Below are 13,144 nucleotides of genomic sequence, written 5' to 3'. Positions count from 1 at the left end.
GTCTGCGTCCTGTTACGTGATTCGGGTTACTTCGTGACTTTCTTCAGGCCGTCGCGCGTAAAGCGCTCAACGTTCGCTTCGTCCAGCTCGATGCCCAGACCCGGGCCGCTGGGTACGGTCAGCGCGAAATCGCTGTAATCGAGCGGCTTCGTCAGAATCTCTTCGGTGATAAGTAGCGGTCCGAACAATTCGGTGCCCCACTGCAGGTTGGCGAAGCTCGCAAAGAGATGCGCCGATGCGACCGTGCTGAATGCGCCTTCGAGCATGGTGCCGCCATACAGTTCAATGCCTGCGGCGTCTGCAATCGCGGCCACGCGTTGGGCAGCGAACAAGCCGCCGCTCTGCTCGATCTTGATCGCGAAGACATCCGCGCCGTTATTCTTCGCGATGTCGAAGGCGCTTTCCGGGCCTTGCAGGATTTCGTCAGCCATCAGCGCGACGGGGAAACGGCGCATCAGACGCGCAAGCGCTGCGGCCGACGCCACCGGTTGCTCGACCAGTTCGCAGCCCGCATCGGCCAGCGCGGGAATCGCACGCGCAGCCTGCGTTTCGCTCCACGCCATATTCACGTCGACACGCACGGCAGCGCGGTCGCCCACCGCCTTCTTGATTTCGGCAACGTGCTTGATATCGGTTTCCAGCGCCTTCGCGCCGATCTTCAGCTTGAAGACGTTATGGCGGCGCACTTCGAGCATGTGCTCGGCTTCAGCGATATCTTTTGCCGTGTCGCCCGAAGCCAGCGTCCACGCAACCGGCAACCGGTCACGACGGCGGCCGCCCAGCAGTTCGCTCACCGGCACGCCCAGGCGCTTGCCCTGCGCGTCGAGTAACGCGGTTTCCAGCGCGCTCTTCGAAAAGTGGTTCACCTTCACCAGCTTGCTCAGATATGCCATCAGCGCCTGGATGCGCGTGGCGTCCTGGCCGATCATCGCGGGCGCAAAGTAGGTATCGATAGCCACCTTCATCGCTTCCGGGCTTTCGGGGCCGTAGGCCATACCTGCGATCGTGGTGCCCTCGCCGATGCCGGTCACGCCATCGCTGCAATAGATCTTTACCAGCATCAGGGTTTGCCCGTACATCGTCGCAACCGACAATTTGTGCGGGCGGATCGTCGGCAGATCAACGAGGCGGGTTTCGATGCGTTCAATCGTCACTGAGGTCATGGCGGGCGTTGCATGCGTGGAGTTCATGGAATGGTTTTATACGCCCCGGCCAAATGGACCGTCCAATACTTTTGGACACCGGTTTCCATACTCTGTAGGTATGGTGGATTTTGTCGAGGGTTAGATAGTGCGGCGCACCATACCTGCATGGAATCGTAAGAAGAGATGCCGTGGCTTGCGTGAAGGGGCTTTGCGGGCGTTGCTAAAGGCTTGAGCCCCAAAACAAAAAACGCCGCTTCAAGGCGAAGCGGCGTTATCTAACCTGTGTACAAACCGGCGATTGAATTCAATTTTTATCGCAATGCCGCCCCTGCTCCCGCATCGACCCGACGGCGATAAGCCGTGTCGCGCGTCGCGAGCCAGTAATACAGCGGCGAAGTGAGCACCAGTCCTATCACCCAGGACAAGTCCGCGCCATCCAGGTATTGGGGCACCGGGCCCGCGTACATCGGCGTGTTCATGAACGGAATCTGCACGGCGATACCCACGGCGTAGGCAATCAAGGCTTGCGGGTTGAAACGGCCATAGATCCCGCCATCGGCTTCGAAAATGGAGGCGACGTCGTATTTGCCTTTGTGAATCACGTAGAAATCAATCAGGTTGATCGCCGTCCACGGCACCAGCACAACCAGCAGCGCCAGCACCAGATCGACCAGGTTACTGACGAAATTGGTCGACGCGCCAATCGCCGCGTAACAGCACGAAACGAGGATCACCACTGAAAACACCGCCCGGGCATTGGCCGTAGGAATCCAGCGGCTGGCAAACGTCTGGATGGACGTGATGCTCGCAAGCACTGCCCCATAGAGATTCAACGCGTTATGGCTGATGACACTCAGCAGAAACAACACCAGCATCGGCAGACCGAGCGGCCCCGTTGCGAGCTTGACCGCGTCCATCGTGTCCGCGCCAGGCGGCACGGCGAGCACCGCCACCGCGCCGAATACGAACGCGAGCGTCGAGCCTATCGTGCAACCGAGCCAGGTGGCCCAGAACGTCGACGATACGCGCACGTCTTCGGGCAGATAACGCGAGTAGTCCGAGACATACGGCGCAAACGCAATTTGCCACAGCGCGGAGAGCGAAACCGTCGCGAGCCAGCCGGCAATATTGAAGCCGCCACGTGTGAGGAAATCGGCGGTCGACACGTGCGTGAAAATATACGCAAAGCCCACGAAAATGCCGATACCCAGCACCCACGTGCCGATGCGATTGAGGAAGTGGATGAATCGATATCCGATGATGCCGATCAGCCCCGATCCCACCGCACCGATCACGATACCCACCGGCACCGAAACGGACGCCTCGATCCCGTGCAGCGACTTGCCGGCAAGCACAATATTCGAAGCAAAAAAGCCCACATACATCACGCCCGCAATTACCGTCACGAGCAGCGCGCCCCATGAGCCAAACTGCGCGCGGCTTTGAATCATCTGCGGGATGCCCATCTGCGGCCCCTGAGCCGAATGCAGCGCCATCAGCACGCCGCCCACTGCCTGCCCAACAACGATCGCAATAATTCCCCAAAACAGATTCAGGTGGAACATCTGTACACCGAGCGCGCCCGTGACGATAGGCAGCGGCGCGATATTGCCGCCGAACCAGAGCGTGAAAAGATCGCGGACCTTGCCGTGACGATCCTCGGGCGGCACATAGCCGATGGTGTGTTTCTCGATCAACTGCGCGTTACTGCTATCCGTACTGGCCACGATACTGTCTCCTGCATGGGCTCTTTCACCCATCGATTCGGATTACTGATTGACGTTTTCGCCTGCATGACACTTCATGACACTTCTGCTTTGATCAGACCGGCTGCGTTCTTAACGCAGTCGGTCTGCTGTCCTGCATCAACCGCGCAACTGGATCCAGGTCGTCTTCAACTGCGTGTATTTGTCGAACGAATGTAGCGAGAGATCGCGGCCAAAGCCCGATTGTTTGCCGCCGCCGAACGGCACGCTCACATCCAGCGCATCCACGGTATTCACCGACACCGTACCCGCCTTCAGCGCACGCGCCACGCGATGCGCACGATTAAGATTGTCTGTCCACAGCGAGGCCGCGAGACCGTACACGCTGTCATTGGCGAGGCGCAGCGCCTCCTCTTCCGTGTCGAAGGCGCTGATTGCCAGCACCGGGCCGAACACTTCTTCGCGCGCGATCGGCATGTCGTTGCGCACGCCGGTAAAGATCGTCGGCTCGATAAAATTGTCCGAACCATTGAAACTCAGACGCTTGCCGCCTTTGAGCAGTCTTGCGCCATCGCGCTGGGCCCGTTCGATCGCATTCACGATGCGCGTAGTCTGCCCCGCATCGACGATTGCGCCTGCACGGCTTGCGGGGTCGAGCGGATCGCCCGGCATCCAGTCGCGCGCCTTGCTCAACAGCCGTTCAATGAAGTCGTCCTGAATCGAGCGCTGCACATACAGGCGCGAATTCGCCGAGCAAACTTCGCCCTGATTGAAAAAGATGCCGAAGGCCGCTTTTTCAGCGGCAAGATCGAGATCGCCGCAATCTTCGAAAATCAGGTTCGGGCTTTTGCCGCCACATTCGAGCCAGACCTGCTTGAGATTTGACTCGGCCGCGTAACGCATGAAGTATTTGCCGACCTCGGTCGAGCCTGTAAAGACCAGGCAATCCACATCGGGATGCAGACCGAGAGCACGCCCCGCCTGCTCTCCCAGACCCGGCACGACGTTCAGCACGCCCTCTGGCAAACCGGCTTCCAGCGCGAGTTCAGCCAGGCGCAGCGCGGAAAACGGCGACTGCTCCGCAGGCTTGAGCACCACGCTGTTGCCCGCGGCCAGCGCCGGCGCGAGTTTCCAGGCGGCCATATCGAGCGGGAAATTCCACGGCACGACGGCCGCCACCACGCCCAGCGCCTCGCGCGTGATGGTCGCGAACGCATTGGGGGCCGTGGGCGCGACCTGATCGTAGAGTTTGTCGAGCGACTCGCCATACCAGGCGAACACGTGCGCGGCGCCCGGCACATCGATGTTCCAGGCATCCGCCACCGGTTTGCCCATGTTCAACGAATCGAGCAGCGCGAGTTCCTCGCGATTCGCGAGCATCAATTCAGCCAGACGCAGCAGCACTTTCTTGCGTTCGACGGGCGGCGTGCGTGACCAGACGCCTTTGTCGAAAGCTTCGCGCGCGGCGCGCACGGCAAGATCGACATCCGCCTCGTCGCATGCCGCGACGCGCGCGAGCAGGCGGTTCGTGGCCGGATTCACGGCGTCGAACGTGGCGCCGGAAACAGCCGCCACGCGCCGGCCGCCAATCAGCGCCTGGTCGATGAAAACCTGCCCGGCAGCGCGGCGCTGCCAATAGCCGAGATCAAACATGCTGGACTCCTGTAGGGCGGCCTTGGCAGCCCTTGTTCATAGGGAAAAGCAAGGGTTAGCGGCGATGGTGCGTCATTTTCTGGCAAAGGAAAATGAATAAAAATATTCTCGGGTCATACGATAAAACTATGCAAAAAGGTTTTTTTCCGGCTGCGCTACCAGGGTAAGGTAACGGCAAAAAACGCCTTACTCCGCGCTTTAAAACACTGCGCATTTCGAACCGATTCATCAAGCCGCCCACCTAGGTGAGCGCGGCCATGCAGCAGAGGTCCAGGTGGCTTTCTATACATTGCGACAACTCAAGTACTTCGTGACCACCGTCGAAGCCGGCAGCGTGGCCGAGGCATCGCGCCAGCTTCATATTGCCCAGCCCTCCATTTCCAGCGCAATCAAAGGGCTGGAAGAAAGCTTCAACGTCAAGCTGTTCATCCGCCACCACGCGCAAGGCGTATCGCTCACACCGGGCGGCACGCGCTTCTATCGCAAGGCGCAGGAACTGCTACGCATGGCGCACGAATTCGAGCAGAACGCGCTGGCTGACAACGACGTCATCACAGGCCAGATCGACATCGGCTGCTTCGAAACCGTCGCCCCGCTCTATCTGCCGCAACTGATTGCGGGCTTTCGCGAGCGCTATCCCGGCGTCAATATCCGCATTCGTGACGGCGAACAGCAAGAACTCGTTCAGGGTCTCACCGCTGGCACGTTCGACGTGGCCTTTCTCTACGATCACGAACTGGACGGCACCATCGCCACCGAACCGCTGATGCCGCCGCAAAAGCCCTATGTGCTGCTCCCCGCCAATCATCGTTTCGCGGGTCAAACCCATGTTTCGCTACGCGACCTCAGCGCGGAGCCGATGATCCTGCTCGACGTGCAGCCCAGCCGCACCTATTTCGTCAGCCTCTTTCACGACCTGGGGCTTACGCCCAACATCGTGTTCGGCTCGCCTTCGATCGAAATGGTGCGCGGCATGGTTGGCCAGGGTTTCGGCTTTTCGCTGCTCGTCACGCGCCCGCATTCCGAATGCACTTACGACGGCCAGAAAGTGCTCATGATCGACATCGCCGAGCCCGTGGCCACCTCCGGTCTCGTGAGCGCGCGCCTGAAGCGGGGTCAATTGACCAAGCCCGCGCAGCTGTTCGTGGACTTCTGCCGCGAACGCCTCGCGAGCCTGCACGAGGCGCGCGGCTGATTGCCCCGCACATCGAGCACATCGCGCTTATTGCGCGAGATATTGCGCGAGTCGTTCGAGCATGGCGTCACAATCTGCGAGCTGTGTCTCGCTAATGAACTCATCGGGCTTGTGGCCCTGGTCCATGCTGCCGGGGCCGCACACCACGGTCGGAATGCCCGCCTGCTCGAACAGCCCGCCTTCGGTGCCGAACGCTACCGTGCCGAATTCGGTCGAACCGCTGATGTGCGTGAGCAGACGCGCGGCCTCGCTTTCAGGCGGCGTCGCCAGCCCAGGGTATTCGCCAAGCGGCTGCCATTGAATATCGGTATCCGGCTGCACGGCGCGCATGGCGGGCAATAATTCCGTCTGCGCGTAGTGCTCTAGTTCGTCAGCGACGGTTTGCGCCTCGAAACCCGGCAACGCGCGCACTTCGAAATCGAATTCGCATTCCGCCGGCACGATATTGAGCGCGCGGCCGCCTTTGATGAGCCCCGTTTGCACGGTTGAATACGGCGGATCGAAGCGCTCGTCACGATGTTCCGGGAGGGCAAGCCGCGTACCGATCTCGTCGAGTTGCCCGATCAACCTGGCCGCGTACTGGATCGCGTTGACGCCGTAAGGTGCGTACGCCGAATGACAGGCCGCGCCCTTCACGCAGCAGCGCATCGCGAGCTTGCCCTTGTGGCCCAGCACGGGCTTCAGTTCCGTTGGCTCGCCGATCAGGCACAGGAGCGGTTTGTGTGGCCGCTTCGCCAGCTCTTCGAGCATCGGACGCACGCCAAGGCAACCCACTTCTTCGTCATACGAAAACGCCAGATGTACCGGTGTTTTCAGATCGGCGGCCAGAAAGTCGGGGACGGCAGCCAGCACGGAAGCGATAAAGCCCTTCATGTCCGCCGTACCGCGTCCGTAGAGACGACCGTCGCGCACGCTCAGGCGAAACGGCTCGACCGTCCACGCCTGGCCGTCCACGGGAACCACGTCCGTGTGCCCCGAAAGCACCACGCCGCCGCGATCCAGCGGGCCGATGGTGGCAAACAGATTGGCCTTGGTGCGCTCGGCGTTGTAGAAAAGCTCGCTGCGTATGCCGTATTCCGCGAGATAGCGTTCAATGAATGCGATCAATTCGAGGTTCGAATCGCGGCTGACCGTCGCGAAGCCGATCAACCGTTCCAGCAACGCGCGGCTGGTTCGCTCATTCATCGCCTGGCACTCCGTAACTTGGCGCGGCGGTGGGATTCAGCGCACGCGTCAGATAGTCCTGCATCTGCGGGCGATAGGCTTGCCACAGACGGTCAAGTTCGCCCAACGGATCGTGATCCGCCCAATCGACGCGCAGATCGACCACGGGCCAGGTATGGTCGTCGACGATCTTCAGCGCCGCCGAATGCACCGGTCCCGCTTCGCCGCCTGCCGCCATGGCCGCGTGCATGGCGGCCAGCAGCCGGTCGGCCAGCACGCCCGACGCGCCTTCGAAGGCCTGCACCATGGCCTCGACGACCTCGGGGCCCGCGAGCATATTGCCCGCCGCCACGCACTGCTCGCCCGCCACAGCGTGATAAACGCCCAGCGCTTCCTTACCGCTAAAAAACGCCGTGCGGCCCTGCACGTCGATCACCGTCACCTGGCGATACTGGCTCCAGCCGTTCGAGTTCAGCGCCCGGTCCAGCGCGGCAGCGGGGTCGAGTTGTTGATGCTCCAGTAGATCGAGCACCTGCGGGCCCAGTGCGGGCAGCGTCACATTCTGCGTGGCCACCACGCCCACGCCCGCGCGCGCCCAAGGGCAGCGCGCCCCCACCGCGATGCTCGACGAGCTGATGGCGATGCCAAGCTGCCCGGTTTCGGCGCAACGGCCCACAATCGAAAAGGTCATGGCGTGCTCTCCTTGATTTTCTACCTTGTTTTCAGGCCTGAACCGGCGTCCAGCCGTCCGGAACCACGGCGATCACGTCGATCTCCATGAGCCATTGCGGCTGACCGAGCGCCGACACCACCAGACCCGTCGAAATCGGAAACACGCCCTTGAGCCATTTGCCCACTTCCTGATAAACCGGTTCACGGTAGCGCGGATCGATCAGATACGTGGTCGTCTTGACGATGTGCGTGAGATCGCTGCCAGCTTCTTCGAGCAATTGCTTGACGTTCTTCATCGCCTGTTCGGCCTGCGCGCGCGGGTCGCCCAGACCGACGAGCTTGCCGTCGAAATCGGTGCCCACCTGGCCGCGCACATAGACGGTATTGCCGGCGCGAACGGCCTGGCACAAATCATTGTCGAGCGTTTGATTCGGATAAGTATCCTTGGTGTTGAACATGCGGATACGGGTATGCGTAGGCATTTAAACGACTCCCATTGCGTTGTTGATTTCCGAGCCGGTTTCCACGCCTTCTGCGTGCCGGCCCGGTGTGTTCTGCTCGCCCTGCTTACGCTGCGTGGCGTCGCGATAGTCGAGGTATTGGGACTGCGTGGCGATATGGCCGGCAACGTGTTTCGCGTCGTGCCACACGCCCCAGATGAACGATGAACCGCGCCGCGAGAGCCACGGCAAGCCCACGAAATAAACGCCCGGTTCGCTGGACACACCGCGTTGATGCTTCGGCTTGCCCTTGGCGTCGAAGGCATTGACCTGGAGCCAGCCGTAATCGTTGGCGTAGCCGGTGGCCCAGACGACCGAAGTCACACCGGCCGCGCGCAGGTCGAGTTCCAGAATGGGTTGGGTCACGCATTCGGGGTCCGGCACGCTGGCGCGAGCTTCAGGATCCTCCGGCAGATCGAGACCGTTGCGCGTTACGTAGGCGTCGGCAGCGTCGAGCAGCGAAAGATAGTTGGCGTCGCCATTCGCAAGATGCGTCGCGAGATCCGCTTCGAACGTCACCACGCCATCGTTGAAAGCCTTGGTCAAGCCCACGAGCGTCATACCTTCGTGCGCGAGCTTGCGGAAATTCACGGTATGGCCGCCGCGCGCACCACTCACGGCGATCGTCACGTGTTCCCGGCCCGGCACGGCGGTCTCCATATCCCAGAGGCCCAGCACACCCAGCCACCAGCAGAAGTCACGATTGCGATACGCGCGCGGCGGGCGGTCATGCGGCCCGACCGATAGATAGACACGCTTGCCCGCACGCATCATTTCCTCGGCGATCTGCACACCCGATGAGCCTGCGCCCACTACGAGCACCGCTCCTTCGGGCAATTGCTGCGGATTGCGATAGTCGGCCGAGTGAATCTGCACGAGATCGGTGGATGCCGTGGGCGCGATCGGCGGAATCACGGGACGCTGGAACGGGCCGGTGGCCACGACGACGCGTTGCGCCTCGATCACGCCACGACTGGTTTCGACGGTAAAGCCGGGGCGACCTTCGTTACGCACCACCTTCGTCACATCGACACCCGTGCGGATCGGTGCGTCGATCTGCTTGGCGTACGCTTCGAAATAGTCAGCCACCCGATCCTTGGATGCGAAAGCGTCCGGGTCGAGATCGTCGAATTCCAGCCCGGGAAAGCGGTCGTGCCACGCCGGGCCGTTCGCCACCAGCGAATCCCAGCGGCCGGTTCTCCAGCGCTCGGCGATGCGCTCGCGCTCCAGCACGAGATGCGGCACACCCAGCTTGCCCAGGTGTTCGCTCATCGCCACGCCGGCCTGGCCAGCGCCGACCACGAGCGTATCTACGGTTTCGATTGTCATTGCGGTTTCCTTATGCACGGCGGTCTGTAATCGGCGTAGACAGCGCCTGTGCGACTCCGTGGTGAGTGATGTTGTGTCGTGTCTATTCTGTTCAGAGTCGGTGATTTGCGAAACGATGATTTTTGTCGTTCCTGCCAAGCAAAAAAGTTTTTCGGCTTTTTTGAAATGTTTTTAATTTGAATCGGCGCGCAATAAAAAACGCCCGCTCGCCCCCGCATGAGAGCGAGACGGGCGTGGAGATCACCCGCTCTATCTGTCGACTACGGTCGCGTCAGGTCGCCTGGCCCAGCACTTTTTTCGCCGTCGCATCCACCGCCTGGCGCATCTTGTCCACCAGTTCGTCGATCTGCGCATGATCGATCACCAGCGGCGGCGCGACGATCAAACGGCCATTCGTCGAGCGCACGATCACGCCCAGATCGAAGCCTACGGAGCGGCTATGCCACGTCAGATCCGCTTCATTGGCGAAACGCTCGCGCGTGGTCTTGTCCTTCGCGAACTGGATCGCCGCGACGGCGCCTACACCCTGCACCTCGCCGATTAGCGGGTGATCGGCAAATGCGTCGCGCAATGCTTTCTGCAGATAGGGGCCGGTGTCGGTCTTTGTGCGTTCGACCAGGCCACCGCGGTCAAGTACATCCAGATTCGCGAGCGCCACCGCAGCCGCAACGGGATGGCCCGAGTAGGTCAGCCCATGCGCGTAGACGCCGCCGCGCTCAACCAGCGCTTCGCCCACGCGACGGCTCATGATGAGGCCGCCCATGGGCACGTAACCCGAAGTCAATCCCTTCGCAATGCAGATCAAATCGGGCTCGAAGCCAAAGTGGCGATGAGCGAACCATTCGCCCGTGCGCCCAAAGCCACCGATCACTTCATCCGCACAGAGCAGCACATCGTATTGCCGGCAAATGCGCTCGATTTCCTGCCAGTAGCCGTCCGGTGGGAAGATCATGCCGCCGGCGCCCTGGAATGGTTCGGCAACGAAGGCCGCCACCTTATCCGCGCCGAGTTCAAGAATCTTGCGCTCCAGCGATTGCGCCGCAGCCTTGCCGAAGGCCTCGGGCGAGAGATCGCCGCCGTTGGCGTACCAGTAGGGTTCGTCCACGTGCGTGATATTGGGAATCGGCAGATCGCCCATCTCGTGCATGAATGCCATGCCGCCCAGCGACGCGCTGCCCACCGTCGAGCCGTGATAGCCGTTGACACGTCCGATCAGCACTTTCTTTTCAGGCTTGCCCATCACGTCCCAGAAGCGCCGCACGGTGCGGATCAGCACTTCATTGGATTCGGAGCCCGAGTTTGTATACACCACGTGGCTGAACTTCCCGCCCAGCAGCGAAAACAGTTTCTCCGACAGTTTGATTACCGAAGGATGCGTGGTGTGAAAGAACATGTTGTAGTAAGACAGTTCCTTCATCTGCGCCGCCGCCGCGTCAACCAGTTCCTTGCGCCCATAGCCGACGTTCGTGCACCACAAACCCGACATCCCGTCCAGATAGCGATTGCCGTCGTTGTCCCAGAGATAGACGCCCTCGCCTCGCACCATCACGCGCGGGCCTTCCGCGTTCAACGCCTTTTGGTCGACGAAAGCATGCAGATGATGCGCGGCATCGCTCGTCTGGTAGTCACGGGTGCTGCGCTGGGGAAGATCGTGTGCATTCATATTCAGGTTCCAGAATTCGGACTTCGATTGGTCACCGTTGCTCCTGGTGCTTACCCTCGGTGCTCGCAACAAGTGCGATCACCAGCTTCGAGTCACTCTCCATCGACAAAATAAGAAGGTAAAGAAAGCAATTTCTGGCTATTGCATTGGATTTTTCTATGCGATCCAGTCGCCGCTAACGACTCTCCAGGCTCAGACTTTCTAGATGCTTTCCGGATTTTTACTGAACCTGATTTGTACATAGAAAAAATCTATACATGAGCTAGCTAAACTATTTTTTTCTCGCCATTTTCGCGGTGCTACGCTTCAGCCGTCGTTCGTCGCGGTCCGCTCATATGACCAGCTCGACGAGACGACAGGGATATCGGAGCAGCGCCCACCACCAACCTGGCGGAAAGAAGGCGGCATGAACGAAATCGACAAGCTTTTACGGAAGCATCGCGTCACGGAAGTCGAGGCGATCACTCCATTCCTGTCTCGCCCTTTGCGCCACGCCGCACTCAATAAAACCGAATACGACGCGTTCTTCCGGCCCATCAGTTCGTGGGAACGCAAGCATTTGCTGTTGCATCTCTGATCTTTCGTGCGCCCATCACGGTCTTCACGCAGCAGGCGCATGGACTCCCGTCTATTTCATCCGTAGAGAGAACATCATGAGCATCGATCGATTCCGGCAGATTGTGCGTCCCGCGATTGCAGTGGCTTCACTGGCCTCCATCGCCAGCGTAGGCGCTTTCACGGCTTCACCCGCGATGGCCGCCGAAACGCAGTTGAACGTCTATAACTGGTCTGACTACATCGGCAAGGACACGATTCCGGACTTCGAAAAGCAGACGGGCATCAAGGTCAAATACGATAACTACGACGGCGACGACACGCTGCAGGCCAAACTGCTGGCAGGCAGCTCCGGCTACGATATCGTGGTGCCCACATCGAATTACATGGCGCGCCAGATTCCAGCCGGCATTTATCAAAAGCTCGATAAATCGAAATTGCCGAATCTGGCGAATCTCGATCCCGGCCTGATGAAGATCATCGCGCAGGCCGATCCGGGCAATCAGTACGGCGCGCCTTACGCTTATGGCACCGATGGGATGGGCTACAACGTACAGGCCGTGCAGAAGGCGCTGGGCGGCAACGCGCCTGTGGATAGCTGGGCGCTGGTGTTCGATCCTGAGAACCTGTCGAAACTCAAGAGTTGCGGTGTGTCTTTCCTCGATCAGGCCGTCGATGTATTCGCGGCGACGCTGCAATACATGCACAAAGATCCGAACAGCACCAATCCCGGCGATTATCAGGCTGCGTACGAGACGCTGAAGAAGATCCGGCCGTATATCACGCAGTTCAATTCGTCGGGGTATATCAACGATCTGGCGAACAACGATATTTGCGTGGCATTTGGCTGGTCCGGCGACATTGGTATCGCGCATCGCCGCGCGGTGGACGCCAAACGTGCTTACGACATCAAGTTTTCAAATGCGAAGGAAGGCGGCCTGATATGGTTCGACATCATGGGCATTCCCAAGGATGCGCCCCATCCTGAAGCGGCGCTCGCGTGGATCAACTACATCGAGGACCCGAAGGTCAATGCGGGCATCACCAACGAAGTGTTCTATCCCACGCCGAACAAGGCGGCGCGCCCCTTCGTAACCGCATCGGTGGCCAATGATGCCGGCGTCTATCCGCCGCCGGATGTGCTCGCGAAAATGACAATGATGAAGGCACTCCCCGCCGACATCCTGCGCCTCGAAAACCGTCTCTGGGCACAGCTCAAGACCGGGCACTAATCGCACACCAGCCTCGCGGTCCGCAGCGTGTTACGCGGGCCGCGCCCGGCGAACCCTCTTTCCTATTCCTCATCGATTTGCACCGTCACACGGTGCGCGGGATACGCACGCCCGTAGCAACTGGATTCGCATAAACATGGAGACAGGCAATGAGCAATACGAATAACGGCATCAAGCTGGCGACACCCGCGGCTTCGTTTATCCGCATCGAAAACGTCGTCAAAAAGTTCGGCGACAGCACCGCCGTGAACAACGTGAGCCTGAACATCGCGAAGAACGAGCTCTTCGCCCTGCTCGGCAGCTCGGGCTGCGGCAAGTCCACGCTGCTGC

At 60.4% G+C, this 13,144-nt stretch carries 12 protein-coding genes; 4 read left to right on the top strand and 8 right to left on the bottom strand.

Annotated features, from left to right (window positions below; all coding sequences use genetic code 11):
• Window positions 1–26 precede the first annotated feature (26 nt).
• The 3 genes from F3J17_RS34595 to F3J17_RS34585 all read right to left on the bottom strand — a co-directional run bounded on the left by F3J17_RS34595 (window position 27) and on the right by F3J17_RS34585 (window position 4,504).
• On the bottom strand, window positions 27–1,163 hold the full coding sequence (locus F3J17_RS34595; RefSeq protein WP_167070153.1) for a muconate/chloromuconate family cycloisomerase: 1,137 nt from the start codon (window positions 1,161–1,163) through the stop codon (window positions 27–29).
• A gap of 293 nt (window positions 1,164–1,456) precedes the next feature.
• Window positions 1,457–2,872, bottom strand: coding sequence for a cytosine permease (locus F3J17_RS34590; RefSeq protein ID WP_167070115.1), 1,416 nt, complete (start codon window positions 2,870–2,872; stop codon window positions 1,457–1,459).
• 138 nt (window positions 2,873–3,010) lie between these two features.
• Window positions 3,011–4,504 (bottom strand): aldehyde dehydrogenase, encoded by a 1,494-nt coding sequence (locus tag F3J17_RS34585; RefSeq protein ID WP_167070113.1) that lies wholly within the window; start codon window positions 4,502–4,504, stop codon window positions 3,011–3,013.
• A gap of 274 nt (window positions 4,505–4,778) precedes the next feature.
• Between F3J17_RS34585 and F3J17_RS34580 the strand changes: the two genes are divergently transcribed.
• On the top strand, window positions 4,779–5,699 hold the full coding sequence (locus tag F3J17_RS34580; protein WP_167070111.1) for a LysR family transcriptional regulator: 921 nt from the start codon (window positions 4,779–4,781) through the stop codon (window positions 5,697–5,699).
• Between the two features lie 27 nt (window positions 5,700–5,726).
• On the opposite strand, the gene argE is transcribed toward F3J17_RS34580, so the two are convergent.
• The 5 genes from argE to F3J17_RS34555 all read right to left on the bottom strand — a co-directional run bounded on the left by argE (window position 5,727) and on the right by F3J17_RS34555 (window position 11,027).
• On the bottom strand, window positions 5,727–6,884 hold the full coding sequence (argE, locus tag F3J17_RS34575; RefSeq protein ID WP_167070109.1) for an acetylornithine deacetylase: 1,158 nt from the start codon (window positions 6,882–6,884) through the stop codon (window positions 5,727–5,729).
• A complete protein-coding gene (locus tag F3J17_RS34570; RefSeq protein ID WP_167070107.1) occupies window positions 6,877–7,554 on the bottom strand; it encodes a DUF1028 domain-containing protein in 678 nt (225 codons plus the stop codon). Before F3J17_RS34570 ends, argE begins: the two co-directional genes overlap by 8 nt.
• Before the next feature lie 31 nt (window positions 7,555–7,585).
• Window positions 7,586–8,017 carry a RidA family protein gene (locus tag F3J17_RS34565; protein ID WP_167070105.1) on the bottom strand — a complete coding sequence of 144 codons (432 nt, stop codon included), beginning with the start codon at window positions 8,015–8,017 and terminating at the stop codon, window positions 7,586–7,588.
• Window positions 8,018–9,364: an NAD(P)/FAD-dependent oxidoreductase gene (locus F3J17_RS34560; protein ID WP_167070103.1), complete on the bottom strand. Its 1,347-nt coding sequence runs from the start codon at window positions 9,362–9,364 to the stop codon at window positions 8,018–8,020. It lies immediately after the preceding gene.
• Window positions 9,365–9,635: 271 nt separating this feature from the next.
• Entirely contained in the window at window positions 9,636–11,027 is a 1,392-nt protein-coding gene (locus tag F3J17_RS34555; RefSeq protein ID WP_167070101.1) for an aspartate aminotransferase family protein, read from the bottom strand.
• Between the two features lie 406 nt (window positions 11,028–11,433).
• On the opposite strand from F3J17_RS34555, the gene F3J17_RS34550 reads away from it, so the two are divergent.
• From F3J17_RS34550 to F3J17_RS34540, 3 genes are all read left to right on the top strand, one after another.
• Window positions 11,434–11,604, top strand: a complete 171-nt coding sequence (locus tag F3J17_RS34550) for a hypothetical protein (RefSeq protein ID WP_167070095.1) — start codon at window positions 11,434–11,436, stop codon at window positions 11,602–11,604.
• 76 nt (window positions 11,605–11,680) lie between these two features.
• On the top strand, window positions 11,681–12,814 hold the full coding sequence (locus tag F3J17_RS34545) for a polyamine ABC transporter substrate-binding protein (protein WP_167070099.1): 1,134 nt from the start codon (window positions 11,681–11,683) through the stop codon (window positions 12,812–12,814).
• Between the two features lie 149 nt (window positions 12,815–12,963).
• On the top strand, window positions 12,964–13,144 hold a 181-nt coding region (locus tag F3J17_RS34540; protein WP_167070097.1), incomplete at its 3' end, for an ATP-binding cassette domain-containing protein.

The sequence above is a fragment of the Burkholderia sp. Ax-1719 genome, assembly GCF_011753055.1.
Lineage (GTDB): Bacteria > Pseudomonadota > Gammaproteobacteria > Burkholderiales > Burkholderiaceae > Paraburkholderia.
Note: the sequence above shows the minus strand (reverse complement) of the source record. Positions and strands in the feature narration are given on the sequence as shown.

Coding starts and splice junctions, on each gene's coding strand:
- F3J17_RS34550 (WP_167070095.1), top strand. CDS start 11,434: ATGAACGAAATCGACAAGCTTTTACGGAAGCATCGCGTCACGGAAGTC.
- F3J17_RS34555 (WP_167070101.1), bottom strand. CDS start 11,027: ATGAATGCACACGATCTTCCCCAGCGCAGCACCCGTGACTACCAGACG.
- F3J17_RS34545 (WP_167070099.1), top strand. CDS start 11,681: ATGAGCATCGATCGATTCCGGCAGATTGTGCGTCCCGCGATTGCAGTG.
- F3J17_RS34595 (WP_167070153.1), bottom strand. CDS start 1,163: ATGACCTCAGTGACGATTGAACGCATCGAAACCCGCCTCGTTGATCTG.
- F3J17_RS34560 (WP_167070103.1), bottom strand. CDS start 9,364: ATGACAATCGAAACCGTAGATACGCTCGTGGTCGGCGCTGGCCAGGCC.
- F3J17_RS34570 (WP_167070107.1), bottom strand. CDS start 7,554: ATGACCTTTTCGATTGTGGGCCGTTGCGCCGAAACCGGGCAGCTTGGC.
- F3J17_RS34585 (WP_167070113.1), bottom strand. CDS start 4,504: ATGTTTGATCTCGGCTATTGGCAGCGCCGCGCTGCCGGGCAGGTTTTC.
- F3J17_RS34565 (WP_167070105.1), bottom strand. CDS start 8,017: ATGCCTACGCATACCCGTATCCGCATGTTCAACACCAAGGATACTTAT.
- argE (WP_167070109.1), bottom strand. CDS start 6,884: ATGAATGAGCGAACCAGCCGCGCGTTGCTGGAACGGTTGATCGGCTTC.